The organism is Pantoea sp. S62 (genome assembly GCF_016658625.1).
GTDB classification, from domain to species: Bacteria; Pseudomonadota; Gammaproteobacteria; order Enterobacterales; family Enterobacteriaceae; genus Pantoea; species Pantoea vagans.
Genome location: NZ_JACVVI010000005.1, coordinates 171,977 through 192,432 on the forward strand (window position 1 = coordinate 171,977; position 20,456 = coordinate 192,432).

Here is a 20,456-nt window from a genome sequence, read left to right on the forward strand (position 1 = left end):
TGCGCCGCACCGTTCAGGATTGCAACTGCCAGAATGTCAGCTCGCGTGAAGTGTCAGGAAGGGAGAAGGGCAGAATCGCAGGCAAAAAAAAGGCCGCTTGCGCGGCCTCAGATGATTTACAGCTTAGTGAGTCTGGTTGTGCTCAACCGGATGACTGTTCGCTGATTCTTCTTTTTTCTTGCCAAAGCGGCGGCGTACCACCACAAAGAACACAGGAACGAAGAAGATCGCCAGTATGGTCGCGGTGACCATGCCCCCGATAACGCCAGTACCTACGGCGTTTTGTGAACCGGAGCCAGCACCCGTACTGATCGCCAGCGGCAGCACCCCGAGAATAAACGCCAGTGACGTCATCAGGATAGGACGCAGACGCATACGACAGGCTTCCAGCGCTGCTTCAATCAGCCCTTTACCCTCTTTATCCATCAAATCCTTGGCAAATTCGACGATAAGGATGGCGTTCTTGGTCGAGAGGCCGATGGTTGTCAGTAACCCCACCACGAAGTAGACGTCGTTACTCAGGCCACGCAGCGTGGTAAAGATCAGCGCACCGATGACCCCGAGTGGAACAACCAGCATGACCGAGAATGGAATCGACCAGCTCTCGTACAGTGCGGCAAGACACAGGAAGACCACAATCAGCGAGATGGCATAGAGCGCAGGTGCCTGGTTGCCTGACAGACGTTCCTGATAGGACATACCGGTCCAGTCATAGCCGATGCCAGCAGGCAGCTTCGCCGCCAGCTCTTCCATCAGGTCCATTGCTGCACCGGAGCTTTTGCCTGGTGCGGCCTGGCCCAGAATTTCCATGGCTGGCAGACCGTTGTAGCGCTCAAGACGCGGTGAACCATATTGCCACTTCGCTGACGAGAAGGCAGAGAAGGGCACCATGGTTCCACTGCTGTTACGCACGTACCATTTACCAATGTCGTCCGGCAGCATACGGGAATCCGCATTACCCATGACATAAACTTTCTTCACACGACCGCGGTCGATAAAGTCATTTACGTAGGAGCCGCCCCAGGAGGCTGCCAGCGTGGTATTGATATCACTCAGTGATACGCCCAGCGCCTGCGCTTTTTCCTGATCGATAGTCAGTTTGTACTGCGGTGTATCTTCCATCCCGTTAGGGCGAACACCCACCAGCGTATCAGGATGCTGCGCAATCATACCGAACAGCTGATTACGTGCTTCCGTCAGCTTATCGTGGCCGAGGTTGTTCTGATCGATCAGCTCAAAGTCAAAGCCGGTCGCGTTACCCAGCTCGATAATCGCTGGCAGGTTGAAGGGGATGACCATCGCATCTTTGATCGCGCCCAGCGCCTGCATGGCACGGCCAGCAATCGCCGGAACTTTCATGTCGCTACCGGCACGCTCATCCCACGGCTTGAGACTGACAAAAGCGATACCGGTGTTCTGTCCACGACCAGCAAAGCCGAAGCCGTTAACGGTGAACACGGATTTAACCGTATCTTTCTCTTGCGTCAGGAAGTAATCCGTCACCTGATCCAGCACTTTCTGGGTACGTTCCTGAGTTGCACCCGCTGGCAGCTGAGCCTGAGCGAGCAGCAGACCCTGATCCTCTTCCGGTAAGAATGAAGAGGGCAGTCGCATAAACAGAAACGCCATACCGACCACGATCAGCAGGTAGATCACCATATAGCGACCCGTACTGCGGATCATGTGACCGACGCTGTCGACATAGTGGTGGGTGCTTTTGTCGAACATGCGGTTGAACCAGCCGAAGAAACCGGTGGTTTTACCGTGCTCGCCTTTTTTAACCGGCTTCAGCATGGTGGCACAGAGTGCCGGCGTCAGAATAAAGGCGACCAGCACCGACAGCGCCATCGCTGAAACGATAGTGATTGAGAACTGACGATAAATAACGCCGGTCGACCCACCAAAGAACGCCATCGGAATAAATACGGCGGCAAGCACCAGCGCGATACCGACCAGTGCGCCCTGAATTTGCTCCATGGAACGCTTGGTCGCTTCTTTTGGCGGCAATCCTTCTTCCGCCATGACGCGCTCGACGTTCTCGACCACCACGATAGCGTCATCCACCAGCAAGCCGATGGCCAGCACCATCCCGAACATCGTCAGGGTATTTATCGAATAACCAAACGCGCTGATAACGGCAAACGTACCCAGCAATACCACAGGTACGGCGATGGTAGGAATCAGCGTGGCGCGGAAGTTCTGCAGGAACAGGTACATGACCAGGAACACCAGCACAATCGCTTCGATCAGCGTTTTCACGACTTCGAAAATTGAGATCTTAACGAACGGGGTGGTGTCATACGGATAAACCACTTTTAACCCGGCAGGGAACGTTGGCTGCAGTTTGGCCAGCTCGGCTTTTACCGCATTGGCGGTATCCAGCGCATTCGCACCGGTGGCCAGCTTGATACCGATACCGGATGCAGGCTTGCCGTTATAACGGGCAACGATCTCGTAGTTTTCTGCGCCGAGCTCAATTCTGGCCACATCACGCAGACGAACCTGAGAACCATCCTCGTTTACTTTGAGCAGAATTTTACCGAACTCATCCGTTGAGGTCAGACGGGTTTGCGCAATGATGGAGGCGTTAAGCTGCTGGCCCGGAACCGGAGGCGTACCGCCCAACTGACCGGCAGCGACCTGGGTGTTTTGAGTGTTCAGCGCGCTGATCACATCGACCGGGGTCAGGTTGTAGTTGTTCAGCTTGTGCGGATCCATCCAGATACGCATCGCGTACTGCGCACCAAATACCTGGGTATCACCCACACCTTTGGTACGGCTGATAGGATCTTTGATGGACGATGAAATGAAATCAGAAATATCATTCTGCGTCATATTGTCATCGTCGCTGATGAAGCCCGCAACCATCAGGAAGCTGCTGGAGGATTTTTTAACCTGAATCCCCTGTTGCTGCACTTCCTGCGGCAGCAGCGGCGTCGCCAGCTGCAGTTTGTTCTGCACCTGAACCTGCGCGATATCCGCATCTGTTCCTGACTCAAAGGAAATAGTCAGGGTCAGCGTACCGGATGAGTCGCTGCTCGAGGACATATACATCAGTCCATCGATACCGTTCATGTTCTGCTCAATGACCTGCGTCACCGAGTCCTGCAGCGTTTTTGCATCCGCACCAGGGTAGGTCGCCTGAATCTCAATCGCCGGCGGCGCAACATTAGGATATTGCTCGATCGGAAGTTTGAGAATCGATAGCGCACCGACCAGCATGATGATGATGGCGAGCACCCACGCAAAGATGGGGCGATCGATAAAGAACTTAGCCATGAATCAACGGCTCCTGTTATGACGATGACTTATCAGACTGCGGCTTTGAATCGGGTGCCGCTTTCGCATCGTCTGAAACTTCTTGTGGAGTAACCTGTGCGCCTGGCTTGGCACGCTGCAGACCGGTGCTGATCACACGTTCGCCTGCTTTAACGCCGTCGGTCACTAACCACTTGTCACCGATCGCCTGAGAGGTGGTGACCTGACGTGATTCGACTTTGTTATCTGCACCCACAACCATCACGGTTGCCTGACCCGTTGGCGTGCGGGTGACAGCCTGTTGCGGCACCAGCATTGCATTCGGGTTGATCCCCTCATCCAGACGCGCACGAACAAACATGCCCGGTAACAGCGTGTGGTTAGGGTTCGGGACAATGGCGCGCAGGGTGATGGAGCCGGTGGTTTCATCAACGGTCACGTCAGAGAACTCCAGCGTACCGGTCTGTGCATAGCTGCTGCCATTCTGCATCAGCAGCGTCACGTTGGCTTTGCCATCATTCTGCTTCAGCTGACCCGATTCCAGTTCTGAACGTAAGCGCATGAAATCTTCGCTCGACTGGGTCACGTCGACATACATGGGATCAAGCTGCTGCACGGTAGCCAGCGCGGTGGTTTGTGCGCTCTGTACCAGTGCACCTTCGGTAACAGAGGATTTACCGATGCGGCCACTGATAGGCGAGGTCACTTTGGTATATGCCAGGTTAATACGGGCCGTTTCAACATTGGCTTTTGCCACCTGCACGGCAGCATCGTTTTGCGCGGCAGTAGCAACGGCGGTGTCATAATCCTGCTGACTGATATATTTGGTGCCGAGCAACGGTTTATAGCGCTTGACGGTCAGCTGAGCGATGCGTGCATTCGCCTGAGCCTGAGTCAAATCGCCTTTAGCACTGTCGTAAGCGGCCTGATAAGTCGCCGGATCGATCTGATAAAGAGACTGACCTGCTTTGACATCGCTGCCTTCAATGAAGTTACGCTTCAGAATGATACCGGAAACCTGCGGACGGACTTCAGCCACACGATATGCTGAGGTGCGGCCAGGTAATTCAGTCGAAATTTTCAGGGGTTCAGTTTTAAGTGTCACAACACCCACTGCTGGCGGTTGCTGGGCAGCTTGTTCGGATTTATTGTTGTCACATCCTGTTAACAAAAAGCTGCCTGATAGCATCAGGACGGCCGCCAGAGGCGATAATCCTCTGATTTTATTCATAAATAAACCTCTAGTGTCCGATATCAATTGGTCAATGGATCACAAACTGAAAAACCCATTGCTGTGTCAAGTCGCAGGTCATGCTATGGTACATACATTCACAAATGTATGTAAACTTACCTGTTTGTAAAAAAAGCCCCCTATGGCACGAAAAACCAAAGCGCAAGCACTTGAAACGCGACATCAAATTCTTGATGCCGCCATTGTTCTGTTTTCGCAGCAGGGCGTCTCAGCCACTTCTCTTGCAGAGATCGCCACCGCCGCCAGTGTCACGCGTGGGGCTATCTACTGGCACTTCAAAAATAAAGCCGATGTATTACATGAAATATGGCTTCGTTGTGATGCTGGTCTGGACGATGTGGAACTTGAGTATCAGACAAAATACCCTGGTGATCCACTCTCTGTGTTGCGCGCAATGCTGGTCTATATCTTTGATGCAACAGCAAAGGATCCGCAGCGCCGCGCTCTAATGGAGATCATTTTCCATAAATGTGAATTTGTAGGCGAAATGTCGGCGCTGAAAAATATTCAGCAAAGCCTGCTGCTGGAGTGCTACGACAAAATAGAAGATGTTCTGCGTCAGTGCATTGAAGCCGGACAACTTCCGGGCAGTCTCAGTACGCGTCAGGCCGCACTAATCCTGCGTGGTTACGTTAATGGCATGATGGAAAGCTGGCTGTTTGCGCCCGAAAGTTTTGATTTAGCCGCTGACGCGCCAACGCTGGTCAATGCCTTTATTGATATGCTGCGTCTTAGTCCGACGCTGACTGCTCAGCGCTAAGCAGGCTGCCCATCGCGCTTGTTCTCGAAATCGCGCTGCACCATGGCCAGCGCTGAAAGCACCGTTTCAACCGGCAATTGATGCTCTTCCAGAAGCTGAATCAGATCCACTGCCAGTTTGACGTCGTCAGGGGCGTTTTCCAGTGACATCTTTTCTCCTAAATACGTAAGCGGGCCGCGACCAGCAGCATCAGCACTGCGCCGAGAATCGCCATGCCCAGCGCGCCAGCGTGCAACGTTGCCAGCGAGCCCAGTTCAAAATAGGTGGCGATATAGCCGCCAATCAGTGCGCCGATCATCGATAGCGTCAGGGTCGCCATCAGGCCGCCGGGTCGTCCCGGCATCAGCAGACGCTTCAGCAATCCCAGCAGCAGCCCGCATAGCAGCCAGGTCAGTAAACCCATGGTTCTTCTCCACGCAGAATTACACCCAGTATAGAAGCGCTTTTATCACGCTGCGCTTTATTCGCCGTCTTCACTGCCGCGCAATGACGAGGCCCACTCAACCGAGCGAATCGCCTGTCGACAGCGTGCCAGTCGTCCCTCCAGCGTTTCCAGATCCTGCTTCAGCTGATGCTGTACCGCCAGGGTTTCAGCCAGTGCCAGCCGCTGCTCACGCTGATCGATCATCGCCAGTAAACGCCGTTCAAATTCACGGTACTCCTGATATTTAGTCGCGCGTGGGTTCTTTACTGGTTGTTCGCGTCGGGTACGCAACTGCTGGGTACTCGCCTCGCGTTGCAGGGCGGCAATCTGATCGACCAGGCGTTCAGCCAGCCAGGCACTGCGGGCAAGGTCATGGCTAACATCGCATAATCGGGCGAAGTTCTGTTCCACCTCCTGCAGATAATCTGCCAGTCGCGTACCTTTGGTCTGGAATAGCTGAGTATCAAAACGTGGCAGACGGCAAACGCCATCGGGATGGCGGGCAATCTCCTGACGCAGGGCGATAAGGAGCTGGTGCAGGCGCTGTTGCACAGCGATCGCACTCATCGTCTGGCCCTGAGTTGTGCTAACGTACGCTGATGAGGAAAGAGCTGGGCGAGATTCATGCAACGCATTCTGTTATTAACCCTCGGCTGGCTGGCGATTGTGCTGGGGACGCTGGGCATTGTATTACCTTTATTACCCACCACGCCATTCATGCTGCTGGCGGCCTGGTGTTTTGCCCGTTCATCGCCGCGATTCCATCACTGGCTGTTGTGGAAATCACCGTTTGGCCGCTATCTGCGTCACTGGCAACAGCATCGCGCCATGCCACCGGGTGCCAAATTGCGCGCTATCTGCCTGATTGTCGCCACCTTTAGTCTCTCACTTTTCCTGGTGCATCAGCTCTGGGTTCGCATCATGCTGCTAATCATGCTGGCGGCGCTGCTGCTGTTTATGTGGCGTATTCCGGTGGTGGCAGAAACAGCGGACGCACCGCCGCCGCCGCGATAAAGTTGCATTTAGCCGGTCATTTGCTTAGATTTGGGCGTCTTCGTGCGTGGCTTCCCTTTGTGAATTGACTTCCGCTGAGCCTTTTACCAGGTATTAGCGCTTTTGAAGCTGCGCGAAACAGAATTTTTTACCAGGCGTATCATTATGACCGACACTGCGCAGCAGCTTGAATTCATTAAAAACAGCATTAAAAGTATCCCCAATTATCCTAAACCAGGCATCCTGTTCCGCGATGTCACCAGCCTGCTGGAAGATCCGAAAGCCTACGCCGCGTCGATTGCGCTGCTGGTTGAGCGTTACCGTAATAAAGGCATCACCAAAGTGGTGGGTACGGAAGCGCGCGGTTTTCTGTTTGGTGCACCTGTGGCATTAGGTCTCGGTGTCGGTTTTGTTCCGGTTCGTAAGCCTGGCAAACTGCCGCGTGAGGTTTACAGCGAGTCCTATGAACTGGAATACGGCACCGATAAGCTGGAATTGCACAAAGATGCCATCCAGCCAGGCGATCTGGTGCTGGTGGTTGACGATCTGCTGGCGACCGGCGGCACCATCGAAGCGACCGTTAAACTGATTCGCCGTGCTGGTGGTGAAGTGAAAGACGCAGCCTTCATTATCAACCTGTTCGATCTGACCGGTGAATCGCGTCTCAATGCCCTGGGCGTTGAGAGCTACAGCCTGGTCAAATTCCCCGGCCACTAAGCCACGCTTTCGGTCTCGCTACCCGGCGAGGCCGTCACGCCTCCGGCGTCAAGATAACGAGTGCCAGCCAAAAGCGTAGCTGATAGACTACTGCAATCTTATACAGGGGTTGCAGAGCGTCTGCGCTCATCTTTCCATCCAACTTCGTCGAACTCCACATGAGCTATCAGGTACTTGCGCGAAAATGGCGTCCCCAGGCTTTTGCTGATGTTGTCGGTCAGGAACATGTTCTGACGGCGCTGGCGAATGGATTGTCTCTGGGACGCATCCATCATGCTTATCTCTTCTCCGGCACCCGCGGCGTAGGGAAAACCACCATTGCGCGTCTGCTGGCCAAAGGCCTTAACTGCGAAACCGGCATCACCGCCACGCCCTGTGGTCAGTGCGATAATTGCCGTGAAATTGAGCAGGGCCGCTTTGTCGATCTGATTGAGATTGACGCCGCCTCACGCACCAAAGTTGAAGACACCCGCGATCTGCTCGACAACGTGCAGTACGCCCCGGCGCGTGGCCGCTTCAAAGTTTATCTGATCGATGAAGTGCACATGCTGTCGCGTCACAGCTTCAATGCGCTGTTAAAGACGCTGGAAGAGCCACCTTCACACGTTAAATTCCTGCTTGCGACCACCGATCCGCAGAAACTGCCGGTGACCATTCTTTCGCGCTGCCTGCAGTTCCACCTCAAAGCGCTGGATGTTGATCAAATCCGTCAGCAGCTTGAGCATGTGCTGAAGCAGGAACAGATTGAGAGCGAAACCCGGGCGCTGCAGCTGCTGGCGCGTGCCGCCGATGGCAGTATGCGTGATGCGCTGAGCCTCACCGACCAGGCGATTGCCATGGGGCAGGGCGCGGTGACCAGCAGCACGGTCAGCGTTATGCTCGGCACGCTGGATGATGAACAGCCGCTGGGTCTGCTGGAAGCGCTGGTTGACGGTAACGGTCAGCAGGTAATGAACCTGCTGAGCCAGGCCGCGTCACGTGGGGTGGAATGGGAGGCGCTGCTGGTCGAGATGCTGCGCCTGCTGCACCAGATTGCGATGGTGCAACTGCTGCCGGCCTCGCTCAACGATGACGAAGAAAGCAATGCGATCCGACTGCGTGAACTGGCCCGCGTGGTGCCGCCAGCCGATCTGCAGCTCTATTATCAGACCCTGTTGATGGGCCGTAAGGATCTGCCGATTGCGCCCGATCGCCGCATGGGCGTTGAGATGACGCTGCTGCGCGCCCTGGCGTTTCATCCTAAAGCGGCGGTGGCAGAACCCATTGCGCGTCCCGCGTTAACGGAACAGATGGCACCTGTTGCTCCGGCGCAGACGTCACCGGCACCATCCGGTCCTGCGCCTGTAGCACGACCCACGACAGCACAGCCAGCCACATCGTCACCTGCTCAGACAAGGTCGCCCGTAGCGCAGCAGCCGATGCCTGCTCCGCAACAGCAGGTGGCCGCTCAGCCACAGATGGCCGCGCCCGATCCGGCTCCGCAGCCTGCGCCGCCACCGGATGCGGCGCCTGACACGGCACTTTCCAGTTCCACCAGCCAGCTCCTGCAGGCGCGCACTCAGTTGCTGCGTCAGGGAGCGAACAAGCCAAAAAAGAGTGAGCCGGCGGCGCCAGGTGCGCGGCCGGCCAACTCCGCGCTGGAGCGGCTGGCCTCGGTTACCGAGCGCAGTCAGCAGCGTATCCGCGATCGTGAGCCCGCCGCCCCGGTAAAAGAGGAAGCATACCGCTGGAAAGCGGTTAATCAGCCGGTTGAAGTGGCGGAGCCGGTGGCGACGCCTAAGGCCTTGCGTTCCGCGCTGGAGCATGAGAAAACCCCTGAGCTGGCGGCGCGTCTGGCCGAAGAGGCGCAGCAGCGCGATCCCTGGGCCGCAGAGATTACAACCCTGCCGCTGCCAAAGCTGGTGCAGCAGCTGGCATTAAATGCCTGGAAAGAGACAACTGAAAATGGTGTCTGCCTGCATCTGCGCAGCAGCCAGCGTCACCTTAATTCACCGTCGGCGCAGCAGGTGCTAAGTGATGCGCTTAGCCAGAGTGCCGGGCAGAAAGTTGAACTCTCTGTCGTTGAAGACGATAATTCATCGGTGTTGACGCCACTGGAGTGGCGTCAGGCCATTTACGAAGAGAAACTGGCGCAGGCGCGTCAGTCGATCACCTGTGATACCCACATTCAGACGCTGCAGCGATTTTTTGATGCCGATCTGGATGAGGAGAGTATCCGACCTGTTTAGACACGCTGCTGCTATCGTAACGATAGCGTTGTAGCCTCAGCTGAGAGAGAAAACTATGTTTGGTGGTAAAGGCGGATTGGGCAACCTGATGAAACAGGCCCAGCAGATGCAGGACAAAATGGCCAAGGTTCAGGAAGAGATCGCCGCGATTGAAGTGACCGGTGAATCGGGTGCTGGCCTGGTAAAAGTCACCATCAACGGCGCGCACAACTGCCGTCGCGTGGAAGTCGATCCCAGCCTGCTGGAAGATGACAAAGATATGCTGGAAGATCTGATTGCCGCGGCGTTCAACGATGCGGCACGTCGCATTGATGAGACCCAGAAAGAGAAGATGGCGTCTGTCTCCTCAGGCATGCAGTTGCCACCAGGCTTTAAGATGCCGTTCTGATGCAAACCAGTCCACTGCTTGAATCATTGATGGAGTCGCTGCGCTGTCTGCCCGGCGTTGGGCCGAAGTCGGCACAGCGCATGGCTTTTCAGCTGCTGCAGCGCGATCGCAGCGGTGGCATGCGGCTGGCACAGGCGCTGACCCGGGCGATGTCGGAGATCGGACACTGTTCTGACTGCCGGACATTCACCGAGCAGGAAATTTGCACCATCTGCGCCAATCCACGGCGTCAGCAGAATGGTCAAATCTGCGTGGTAGAAAGCCCGGCAGATATCCACGCCATTGAGCAAACCGGTCAGTTTGGCGGTCGCTACTTTGTGCTGATGGGGCATCTCTCGCCGCTCGACGGCATCGGTCCGGCTGATATCGGTCTGGATCGTCTGGAGCAGCGGCTGGAGAGTGAAACGCTGCAGGAAGTGATCCTCGCCACCAACCCGACGGTAGAAGGCGAGGCAACCGCAAACTACATCGCGGAGCTCTGTGGCCAGTATGGCGTTGACGCCAGCCGTATCGCGCACGGTGTGCCGGTAGGTGGAGAGCTGGAGATGGTGGATGGCACCACGCTGTCCCACTCGCTGGCAGGCCGCCAGAAGTTTAAATTTTAATCACTTGCCGGTGTTGTGACAGACACCGGCTTGAAATTCCTCCTGTCATCCCCACATCAACCTCAACGTTTGTTCAACCTGTTTTGTTGAGGTAGCAATGACCATGAAAGGACAAGAGACCCGTGGCTTTCAGTCGGAAGTAAAACAACTTCTGCACCTGATGATCCATTCTCTCTATTCAAACAAAGAGATTTTCCTGCGTGAGCTGATCTCCAACGCCTCAGATGCGGCAGACAAACTGCGCTTCCGTGCGCTGTCAGATTCCAGCCTGTATGAAGGTGATGGCGAGCTGCGTGTTCGTCTCTCTGTTGATAAGGACAACCGTACCATCACGCTCAGCGACAACGGTATCGGTATGCGTCGCGATGAGGTCATTGAGAACCTCGGGACTATCGCCAAATCAGGCACCAAATCTTTCCTGGAGTCGCTGGGCTCCGATCAGGCGAAAGACAGCCAGCTGATCGGTCAGTTCGGTGTCGGTTTCTACTCTGCCTTTATCGTGGCGGACAAAGTCACGGTGCGTACCCGTGCCGCTGGCGCATCAGCCGATGAAGGCGTGTTCTGGGAATCCGCAGGCGAGGGCGAATATACCCTGGCGGAGATTGAGAAAGCCGATCGCGGTACTGAGATCACCCTGCATTTGCGCGAAGGCGAAGATGAGTTCCTGGACGCATGGCGCGTGCGCAGCATCATCAGCAAATATTCCGATCACATCGCGCTGCCGGTTGAGATCGAGAGCAAAGATGAAGAGGGCGAGGGAACGCACTGGGAGAAAATCAACAAAGCCCAGGCGCTGTGGACCCGCAACAAATCTGAGATCAGCGACGACGAGTACAATGAGTTCTACAAGCATATCGCCCATGACTACAGCGATCCGGTCGCCTGGAGCCACAATCGGGTGGAAGGTAAGCAGGAGTACACCAGCCTGCTCTACATTCCGGCGCGTGCGCCATTCGATATGTGGAACCGCGATCAGAAGCATGGCCTGAAACTTTACGTGCAGCGCGTCTTTATCATGGATGACGCTGAGCAGTTTATGCCGAACTACCTGCGCTTTGTGCGTGGTCTGATTGACTCGAACGATCTGCCGCTGAACGTCTCCCGTGAGATCCTGCAGGATAGCCGCGTGACCCAGAGTCTGCGTGCTGCGCTGACTAAGCGTACCCTGCAGATGCTGGAAAGACTGGCGAAAGAAGATAACGAGAAATACCAGACCTTCTGGAATGAGTTCGGTCTGGTGCTGAAAGAGGGCCCGGCGGAAGATAACGCCAACCAGGAAACCATTGCAAAACTGCTGCGTTTCGCCACCACCCAGAGCGAAGGTTCGGCACAGACCATTTCGCTGGAAGATTACGTCAGCCGCATGGTGGAAGGTCAGGAGAAGATTTACTACATCACCGCTGACAGCTATGCCGCCGCGAAGAGCAGCCCGCATCTGGAACTGTTCCGCAAAAAAGGCATTGAGGTGCTGCTGCTTTCCGATCGCATCGACGAATGGATGATGAGTTACCTTACCGAGTTCGACGGTAAAACCTTCCAGTCGGTCAGCAAAGCGGATGAGTCGCTGAGCAAGCTGGCGGATGAAGAGACCGAAGAGCAGAAAGAGGCGGAAAAAGCGCTGGAGCCGTTTGTTGAGCGGGTGAAAAATCTGCTGGGCGAACGCGTGAAAGAGGTGCGTCTGACCCATCGTCTGACCGATACGCCAGCGATTGTGACTACCGACGCCAACGAGATGACCACGCAGATGGCGAAGCTGTTCGCGGCGGCTGGACAGGAAGTGCCGGAAGTGAAGTACCTGTTTGAAATCAACCCGGATCACCCGCTGGTGAAACGTGTTGCCGATACGCAGGATGAAACACGCTTTGGTGAGTGGATTGAACTGCTGCTGGATCAGGCGTTGCTGGCCGAGCGCGGCACGCTGGACGATCCTAACCAGTTTATCCGTCGCATGAACCAGCTGCTGACCGCATAACGGCAACAGGCCGGTGAATTTCACCGGCCTCAGACGGCTGTTAAAGTCAAAGCAGGGGGATTCTGGCCGCAACGAATGAACCCAGTGCGCAGGGAACACGGTCAGAAGAGGAAAGCGTCCCGCGCCATGGATGACGGCTTTTGCGTCTTTCCGATCTGACCGTGTTTTTTGCGCTGGCTCGATCAAACAGCAGTCCAGGCCTGACGCGGTCATCAAAATCAAGCCGGTGATGATCACCGGCTTTTTTTATGGCTGTGCGGCATCCCGCCATTTCTGCTCAGCGCAGGCGGTTAATCTGAAAAAGCAGCAGTCCCACCCGCCGGGTCGGGTTCAGGGCCACAAACAGAGTAAAGCCGCCCTGAGCGATCCTCGCCCTTCCTTGTGATGAGCGGGTCATAATGGTATGTTCTTCCGCTTCTAAGATAGATCAATGCGATTCGCAAGGGGATTTACGCAATGCGTATTATTCTGCTCGGAGCTCCGGGCGCAGGTAAGGGGACTCAGGCCCAATTCATCATGGAGAAGTACGGCATTCCGCAAATCTCCACTGGCGACATGTTGCGTGCAGCAGTAAAAGCAGGCAGCGAGCTGGGTAACCAGGCGAAAGCCATCATGGATGCTGGCAAACTCGTAACCGATGAGCTGGTGATTGCGCTGGTTAAAGAGCGTATCACTCAGGAAGACTGCAAAAACGGTTTCCTGCTCGACGGTTTCCCGCGCACCATTCCTCAGGCAGATGCAATGAAAGAAGCCGGGATCACCGTTGATCACGTGCTGGAGTTCGCTGTACCGGACGAGCTGATTGTTGAACGTATCGTGGGCCGTCGCGTTCACGCGCCATCTGGCCGCGTTTATCACGTCACCTTTAATCCACCGAAAGTGGAAGGTAAAGATGATGTCACAGGCGAAGAGCTGACCACGCGCAAAGACGATCAGGAAGAGACCGTGCGTAAGCGCCTGGTGGAATACCATCAGATGACCGCGCCGCTGATTGCTTACTACAGCAAAGAAGCCGAAGCGGGCAACACCGCCTATCACAAAATCGACGGCACCCGTAAGGTGACCGAAGTGAGTGCCGAGCTGGCAAAGATCCTCGGCTAAGCTCAATGGGGCCGGTATCACTGGCCCCTTTTGCAGTAATTGCTTTTACCTCCCACTAATTCCGCTACAATTTCCCTGTTTTCACGCATCCCCGTTGTCATCAAGGAACTCAAATGAGGCAAGATAAGCCCGGCGTGTTATTGGTTAATTTAGGTACGCCAGACGCCCCAACCACACCTGCAGTTAAACGCTATCTGAAACAGTTTTTAAGCGATCCGCGCGTGGTCGATGCACCGCGCTGGCTCTGGTGGCCGGTTCTCAATGCTGTCATTCTGCCGTTTCGCTCGCCGCGCGTGTCGAAGCTCTACGCATCGGTCTGGATGGAAGGTGGATCACCGCTGCTGGTCTACAGTCAGCGTCAGCGTGATGCCCTGGCGGCTCGCGTCGATATGCCTGTCGAGCTGGGTATGAGCTATGGCAATCCGAGCCTGAAAAGCGCAGTGGATAAGCTGATGGCGCAGGGCGTCACCCGCCTGATTGTACTGCCACTCTATCCGCAATTCTCCTGCTCTACCGTGGCCGCGGTATGGGATGGCCTGACCACCGTCTTCAGAGGGTATCGCTCGCTGCCCGATGTGCAGTTTATCCGTGATTACGCCGAACATCCGGCCTATATCGCTGCACTGAAAGCGACGGTAGAGCGCTCGTTTGAGCGGCACGGTCAGCCCGATCTGCTGGTATTGTCGTTCCACGGCATTCCGCAGCGCTTCGCCAACGAAGGTGATGACTATCCGCAGCGCTGTGCCGATACCACGGCGGCCCTGGTCAAAGCGCTGGGTCTGCGTGAGGATCAGTACATGATGACCTTCCAGTCGCGTTTTGGTCGTGAGCCGTGGCTGATGCCTTACACCGACAAAACCATGGAAAGTCTGCCTGCCAAAGGGATCAAACATGTTCAGGTCATGAGTCCGGGCTTCTCGTCTGACTGCCTGGAAACGCTGGAGGAGATCAGTGGTGAAAACTGCGAAATCTTTATGCATGCCGGCGGTGAGAAGTTTGAGTATATCCCGGCGCTGAACGCCGATGAGGCGCATATCGACATGATGGTGCAACTGGTCGACGCACGCCGTTAAAGCGCAGGCGGAGAGTGTGATATCATTCTCCGCCTGTTTTTCCAGACGGCATTCCCGATGAAATTTCCCGGCAAACGCAAATCCAAACACTACTTTCCCGTCAGCGCACGCGATCCCTTGTTACAGCCCGCTCAGCACGATGTAGATGCTGGCAGCTGGGTGGTGGGTATCGACCAGACGCTGGTGGATATCGAAGCCAAAGTCGATGACGACTTTCTCGCCCGTTACGGCCTGAGTGCCGGGCACTCGCTGGTTATCGATAATGCCGTCGCGGAAGCGTTGTACAACGAGCTGATGCGCGATGCGCTGATCACCCATCAGTTTGCCGGTGGCACCATTGGTAACACCCTGCACAACTTCTCGGTGCTGGCCGATGACCGCTCCGTGCTGCTGGGCGTAATGTGCAACAATATCCAGATTGGCGGCTACGCCTATCGCTATCTCTGCAACACCTCAAGCCGGGTCGATCTTAATTATCTGCAGGGCGTTGATGGCGCTATTGGCCGCTGCTTTACGCTGATTGGCGAACATGGAGAGCGAACCTTCGCGATCAGCCCCGGCCAGATGAACCAGCTGCATCCGGATAATGTGCCGGAAGAGGTGATTGCCGGTGCGTCTGCGCTGGTGCTGACCTCCTATCTGGTGCGCTGCGCCGAAGGTGAACCCATGCCGCAGGCAACGTTACAGGCGATTGAATATGCCAAACGCCACAACGTGCCGGTGGTACTGACGCTGGGCACCAAACATGTGATTGGCGACAATCCTCAGTTCTGGCGGGATTTCCTGCGCGAGCACGTCAGCATCGTGGCGATGAACGAGGAGGAAGCGCTGGCGCTGACCGGCGAATCCGATCCGCTGCTTGCTTCCGATATGGCGCTGGACTGGGTGGATCTGGTGCTCTGCACCGCTGGCCCGATTGGGCTTTATATGGCGGGCTACACCGAAGACGAGTTCAAACGTAAAACCAACCATCCGCTGCTGCCTGGCGCGATTGCGGAATTCAACCAGTATGAGTTCAGCCGCGTGATGCGTCAGCAGGATTGCCAGCAGCCGCTGCGCATCTTCTCGCACATCGCGCCTTATATGGGCGGGCCGGAAAAGATCATGAACACCAATGGCGCCGGAGATGGCGCGCTGGCGGCGTTGCTGCATGACATTACGGCTAACAACTATCACAGCCTGAATGTGCCGAACTCCAGTAAACATGCGCGTCCGTATCTGACCTATTCGTCGCTGGCACAGGTGTGTAAGTATGCCAACCGCGTCAGCTATCAGGTGCTGAATCAGCATTCACCGCGTTTAACCCGCGGCCTGCCGGAGCGCGAAGACAGTCTGGAAGAGTCTTACTGGGATCGGTAACGCGGGTCGCCTCAGGGCGTAAAAAAGGCCCTTCTGAACAGAAGGGCCTTAGATGACTGGCAACGTCTGGCTCGTTTAGCGGTGAGATCGAGCCTGCTAAGGGAACACGGTCAGATCGGAAAGGCGCTTAAACCATCCCTGGCCGCTCGGCCCGCACCGTCCCTGGCCGCTCGGCCCGCACCGTCCATGGCGCGGGACGCTTTCCTCCTCTGCCCATGTTCCCTGCGCATTGAGTTTATTCGTTGCGGTAAAATTTACCCTGATTTTGATATATCAGTAGCCTGCGAGGCCTTGCTAAAAAGGCATTAGCGCACGACGTCGCAGGGCTGTAAATCTTCGCCCTGCGTCATCTCATCCTGCAGGATTTGCAGCATACTGCTGGCAATCTCACGTTCACCCATCACCACGCGCGAAGCGCCACGCTCCATGATGTACTCCACCTCATCGTCATAGTGAGCGCGGGCGATAATCTCGATATTCTGATGTTTTTCACGCGCCGCCGTCACCACTTCACCCGCTTCGTAGCCATTCGGGATGGTCAGTAATAGCCAGCGGGCGCAATCGAGCCGTGCCAGTTCCATGGTGTCCGCGCGAGCGGCATTCCCCAGCACCGCCTTGATGCCCTGTTCACGCAGCGCTTCGACCCGCGTACGGGAGTTTTCAACCACCACTAGCGGAACATTAGCCTCAAGCAGCTTCTGACCAATCAGGCTGCCAACCCGGCCATAGCCCACAATCACTGCGTGATTGCAGAAATCCACTGGGATCTGCTTCTCTTCTTCAATAGCTTCTTCCAGCGTCTGTTCTTCCATGGATTCCGTTTTGGCCAGGAAACGCTCCAGCAGGGTAAACAGAATCGGGTTAAGCATAATCGACAGAATAGCGGCGGCCAGCACAAGATTACGGCCCTCATCACTCAGCAGACCCAGCGAGATGCCCAGACCGGCGAGAATAAAGGCGAACTCACCAATCTGCGCCAGGCTGACCGAAATGGTCAGTGCTGTGCGGCGCGAATGGCCGAGCAGCGATACCAGCAGCCACGCGGCAACCGACTTGCCCACCACGATAATCACCAGCGCGCCCAGTACCGCCAGCGGCTGTGTCACCAGAATCGACGGGTCGAACAGCATGCCGACCGAAACAAAGAACAGCACGGCAAACGCATCACGCAGCGGCAGGGTATCGCGTGCGGCACGGTGGCTCAGTTCCGACTCGTTCAGCACCATACCGGCGAAGAAAGCACCCAGCGCAAATGAAACATCAAAGAATTCAACGGCCCCAAAGGCGATGCCCAATGCCAGCGCTAACACCGCCAGCGTAAACAGTTCGCGTGAGCCGGTGGCGGCGCTGCGGGCGAGGATCCAGGGCACGGCACGGCGTCCCACCACCATCATCAGCACCATAAACGCAGCGACTTTGCCGATGGTCCACAGCAGGTCCCAGGCCAGCAGTCCGGCGCTGGCGTTGCCCTGTTCCATCATGCCCGCAATGGCTGGCAGCAGCACCAGCGTCAGCACCATCACCAGATCTTCGACAATCAGCCAGCCAATGGCTATCTGTCCACGCTGGCTGTCAATCAGCTGTCGTTCCTCTAACGCGCGCAGTAACACCACGGTACTGGCGGTAGAGAGGCAGAGACCAAACACCAGGCCGGTCATCCACGACCATCCCAGCGTCCATGACAATCCCATTCCCAGTAGCGTCGCGACTGCGATCTGCGCGATGGCACCGGGAATGGCGATCGACTTTACCGACATGAGGTCTTTCATTGAGAAGTGCAGGCCGACACCAAACATCAGCAGGATAACGCCGAGTTCTGCCAGTTCAGGGGCCAGATTGGTATCTGCGACAAAGCCGGGCGTAAAGGGGCCAGCCAGCACGCCGGCCATCAGATAGCCAACGAGGGGCGAAATACGCAGGCGGTTTGCCAGCATCCCAAGGAGAAATGCCAGAACCAGCGCTCCGACAATGGTAGTGATCAACGGTGTGGTGTGATGCATGCCTGTCTCCTTGTATACAAATGTATCCGCTTGTAACAAATGAGTTTAAAACAAAATCACCTCTTTCGCTGAGCAATTTGCGGGAACACCTTAAAAAATCATGAAAAAAAGTCGAAAACACAATCGAAAGGGTGTTTTTGTCCATTATCCATAATATTGGCTGATTTGACGCTTTAAACAGGGCCGGATAAATAAAAATTAGCTTCGGTAAATTACGCCGGTCTGGGATTAATAAGGGATAAATGCGCGCACAGAGGGTGTAAAGCCAGCCAGCGGCACTTTTGCAGCAGTAAACAATCGGTTAACAACATGGTTTACTGCCTGTTCCTGCTCAGCCGTGAGAAACCGGACCCGGGCTGGCACGATAGCCCGCTGTTGCACGGGTGTCACTCTGCGGCTCTGCAAAGGGGAGGCAGAGACGAAAAGCGTGAGCACCTGCATGCATGCAGATGTGCATTGGCCTTGAGTTCGCCGGGGGAATATGCGACACAGTGGGGCAAAGCGGCAAATAATCGGGCCAGAAAGTAAATTAAGGAGAATCACCGTGTTGTTATCAAAATGGACAGGGGCAGGTGTGGCGCTACTGGTGGCCCTGATGCCGCTGTTTTCACAGGCCGCCGAGGCCGATCGCACCTATCGCTTCAGCCTGCTGCACACCAACGATGAGCATGGCCACTTCTGGTTTAATGCGCAGGGCGAATATGGTCTGGCGGCGCAGAAAACGTTGATGGATACCCTGCGCTACGATGTCCAGGCCAGAGGCGGCGGCGCACTGATTCTCTCTGCCGGTGATGTAAATACCGGCGTGCCGGAGTCCGACGAGCTGGATGCTGAACCCGATTTTCGCGCGATGAACCTGATTGGCTATGACGCGATGGCGCTGGGCAATCATGAGTTCGACAAGCCGATTGCGGTTCTGCGCAAGCAGGAGAAGTGGGCGCGATTCCCGCTGCTGGCCGCCAACGTTTATCAGAAAGGCACCGATCAGCGCCTGTTTAAACCCTGGGCGGTATTCAACCGCCTCGGGCTGAAAATCGCTGTCGTCGGGTTAATTACCCCGGACACCGCAAAACTGGCTAACCCGGCTGGGCTGAAAGATACCGAGTTCCGCGATCCTGTCGCGGAGACGGTGAAGGCGGTTGCTGAACTGCGTGCCGCCGAGAAGCCGGACGTGATTGTCGCGCTGACTCACCTTGGCCACTATGACGACGGTAAGCATGGCAGCAACGGCATCGATGACGTTACTCTGGCCCGCAGCCTGCCTGCCGGCACAATCGATCTGATTGTGGGTGGACATTCTCATGATGCGGTCTGCATGGAAAAAGAGAACGTCAGCGTTAAAAATTATCAGCCCGGCCAGCCCTGCAAACCCGATCAGCAGAACGGCATCTGGATTATGCAGGCCGACAAGTGGGGCAAATATGTCGGCCGTGGCGACTTCACCTTCCGTAATGGAGAGGTGTCGCTGGAGGCTTATCAGCTGGTGCCGGTCAACCTCAAACATCAGGTAAAGAATGCAGATGGCAGTGAAACCTGGCTCACCTGGCAGGAAGAGATCCCGAAAAATACCGCGATGATGAAGCTGCTGATGCCGTTTCAGAAGCGGGCAGAGGCGAAGCTGACCCTGAGTGTCGGCAGCGTTGACGGCGACTTCAGCGGTGAAAAAGAGCAGGTTCGGTTTGAGCAGACCAATCTCGGCCAGCTGATTCTGCGCGCCCAGATGACGCATACTAAAGCCGATTTTGCGGTGATGAGCGGCGGCGGTATTCGCACCTCGCTGAAATCGGGCAAGCTGAGCTGGCGTGATTTGCTGCAGGTCCAGCCGTTCAGCAACCAGGTAGTCTCGGTCAGCCTGACCGGCGCAGAGATCAAAAAATATCTGGATGTGGTCGCCAATATTCAGCCTGACTCAGGTGGCTATGCCCAGTTTGCCGGTATCAGCCTGACCGCCGACGGAAAGCATGTCAGTAACGTCCGTATTAACGGCAAACCGATTGAAGATACGCAGCATTATCGCATGGCGACCAACAGCTTTAATGCGGCGGGCGGCGACGGCTATCCGCGTCTGGATAATCATGCCGGGTACGTCAACAGCGGAGCAGTCGATGCGCAGGTGCTGCGCGACTTTATTAAGGCGCATTCACCGGTTAAAGCCAGTGACTATCAGCCGAAAGGCGAGATCGTACATCTGACCGATGAGCAGATTCGGGCGCGGGATGAGGCAGCAGAGAAAGCACGGAAGCGTAACTATCCCAAAATGATTCTGGCGTGGATCTGGCCGTGGGGGAACGAAACAGCCGCCACGCATTGAACTGACCGGGAGGCG

General features: G+C 55.9%; 17 protein-coding genes and 1 other annotated feature. Of the genes, 11 read left to right on the forward strand and 6 right to left on the reverse strand.

All coding sequences use genetic code 11. The features are described from left to right. Positions 1–123: 123 nt before the first annotated feature. Complete coding sequence (locus IBT54_RS09930) at positions 124–3,279, reverse strand: multidrug efflux RND transporter permease subunit AcrB (RefSeq protein ID WP_033782198.1); 3,156 nt, start codon at positions 3,277–3,279, stop codon at positions 124–126. Positions 3,280–3,295: 16 nt separating this feature from the next. Then, the gene (locus IBT54_RS09935; protein ID WP_013357016.1) at positions 3,296–4,489 is read right to left on the reverse strand and encodes an efflux RND transporter periplasmic adaptor subunit; all 1,194 of its coding nucleotides are present in this window, start codon (positions 4,487–4,489) and stop codon (positions 3,296–3,298) included. Between the two features lie 142 nt (positions 4,490–4,631). Here IBT54_RS09935 and acrR point away from each other — a divergent pair, with 142 nt between their 5' ends. Then, on the forward strand, positions 4,632–5,270 hold the full coding sequence (gene acrR, locus IBT54_RS09940) for a multidrug efflux transporter transcriptional repressor AcrR (protein WP_033731781.1): 639 nt from the start codon (positions 4,632–4,634) through the stop codon (positions 5,268–5,270). Here acrR and rsmS read toward each other — a convergent pair. From rsmS to priC, 3 genes are read right to left on the reverse strand one after another with little or no spacing between them, the layout of a single operon-like run. Next, positions 5,267–5,419, reverse strand: coding sequence for a pleiotropic regulatory protein RsmS (gene rsmS / locus IBT54_RS09945; protein WP_013357018.1), 153 nt, complete (start codon positions 5,417–5,419; stop codon positions 5,267–5,269). The genes acrR and rsmS overlap by 4 nt on opposite strands. Before the next feature lie 8 nt (positions 5,420–5,427). Continuing rightward, positions 5,428–5,673, reverse strand: a complete 246-nt coding sequence (locus tag IBT54_RS09950) for a membrane protein (RefSeq protein ID WP_013357019.1) — start codon at positions 5,671–5,673, stop codon at positions 5,428–5,430. Positions 5,674–5,730: 57 nt separating this feature from the next. Continuing rightward, entirely contained in the window at positions 5,731–6,261 is a 531-nt protein-coding gene (priC, locus tag IBT54_RS09955) for a primosomal replication protein PriC (protein ID WP_147788559.1), read from the reverse strand. Between the two features lie 57 nt (positions 6,262–6,318). Between priC and IBT54_RS09960 the strand changes: the two genes are divergently transcribed. The 9 genes from IBT54_RS09960 to IBT54_RS10000 all read left to right on the forward strand — a co-directional run bounded on the left by IBT54_RS09960 (position 6,319) and on the right by IBT54_RS10000 (position 16,130). Then, positions 6,319–6,708, forward strand: a complete 390-nt coding sequence (locus tag IBT54_RS09960; RefSeq protein ID WP_013357021.1) for a DUF454 family protein — start codon at positions 6,319–6,321, stop codon at positions 6,706–6,708. 144 nt (positions 6,709–6,852) lie between these two features. Then, on the forward strand, positions 6,853–7,404 hold the full coding sequence (gene apt / locus IBT54_RS09965; RefSeq protein WP_147788558.1) for an adenine phosphoribosyltransferase: 552 nt from the start codon (positions 6,853–6,855) through the stop codon (positions 7,402–7,404). Between the two features lie 158 nt (positions 7,405–7,562). Beyond that, a complete protein-coding gene (dnaX, locus tag IBT54_RS09970) occupies positions 7,563–9,632 on the forward strand; it encodes a DNA polymerase III subunit gamma/tau (protein ID WP_110331468.1) in 2,070 nt (689 codons plus the stop codon). Beyond that, positions 8,974–9,035, forward strand: a sequence feature (DnaX frameshifting element). It overlaps the preceding gene by 62 nt. Before the next feature lie 55 nt (positions 9,633–9,687). Beyond that, a complete protein-coding gene (locus IBT54_RS09975; protein WP_003850423.1) occupies positions 9,688–10,020 on the forward strand; it encodes a YbaB/EbfC family nucleoid-associated protein in 333 nt (110 codons plus the stop codon). After that, positions 10,020–10,625, forward strand: coding sequence for a recombination mediator RecR (gene recR / locus IBT54_RS09980; protein WP_013357024.1), 606 nt, complete (start codon positions 10,020–10,022; stop codon positions 10,623–10,625). Before IBT54_RS09975 ends, recR begins: the two co-directional genes overlap by 1 nt. 97 nt (positions 10,626–10,722) lie before the next feature. Beyond that, positions 10,723–12,597 (forward strand): molecular chaperone HtpG, encoded by a 1,875-nt coding sequence (gene htpG / locus IBT54_RS09985; protein ID WP_013357025.1) that lies wholly within the window; start codon positions 10,723–10,725, stop codon positions 12,595–12,597. Between the two features lie 456 nt (positions 12,598–13,053). After that, positions 13,054–13,698: an adenylate kinase gene (gene adk, locus IBT54_RS09990; protein ID WP_013357027.1), complete on the forward strand. Its 645-nt coding sequence runs from the start codon at positions 13,054–13,056 to the stop codon at positions 13,696–13,698. A gap of 113 nt (positions 13,699–13,811) precedes the next feature. Continuing rightward, complete coding sequence (hemH, locus tag IBT54_RS09995; RefSeq protein ID WP_013357028.1) at positions 13,812–14,771, forward strand: ferrochelatase; 960 nt, start codon at positions 13,812–13,814, stop codon at positions 14,769–14,771. A gap of 57 nt (positions 14,772–14,828) precedes the next feature. Continuing rightward, entirely contained in the window at positions 14,829–16,130 is a 1,302-nt protein-coding gene (locus tag IBT54_RS10000) for an inosine/guanosine kinase (protein WP_201252086.1), read from the forward strand. Positions 16,131–16,435: 305 nt separating this feature from the next. Here IBT54_RS10000 and ybaL read toward each other — a convergent pair whose 3' ends face one another. After that, positions 16,436–18,130, reverse strand: coding sequence for a YbaL family putative K(+) efflux transporter (ybaL, locus tag IBT54_RS10005; RefSeq protein ID WP_013357030.1), 1,695 nt, complete (start codon positions 18,128–18,130; stop codon positions 16,436–16,438). Between the two features lie 595 nt (positions 18,131–18,725). Here ybaL and ushA point away from each other — a divergent pair. Next, on the forward strand, positions 18,726–20,441 hold the full coding sequence (ushA, locus tag IBT54_RS10010; RefSeq protein WP_236263098.1) for a bifunctional UDP-sugar hydrolase/5'-nucleotidase UshA: 1,716 nt from the start codon (positions 18,726–18,728) through the stop codon (positions 20,439–20,441). The last annotated feature ends 15 nt before the right edge of the window (positions 20,442–20,456 follow it).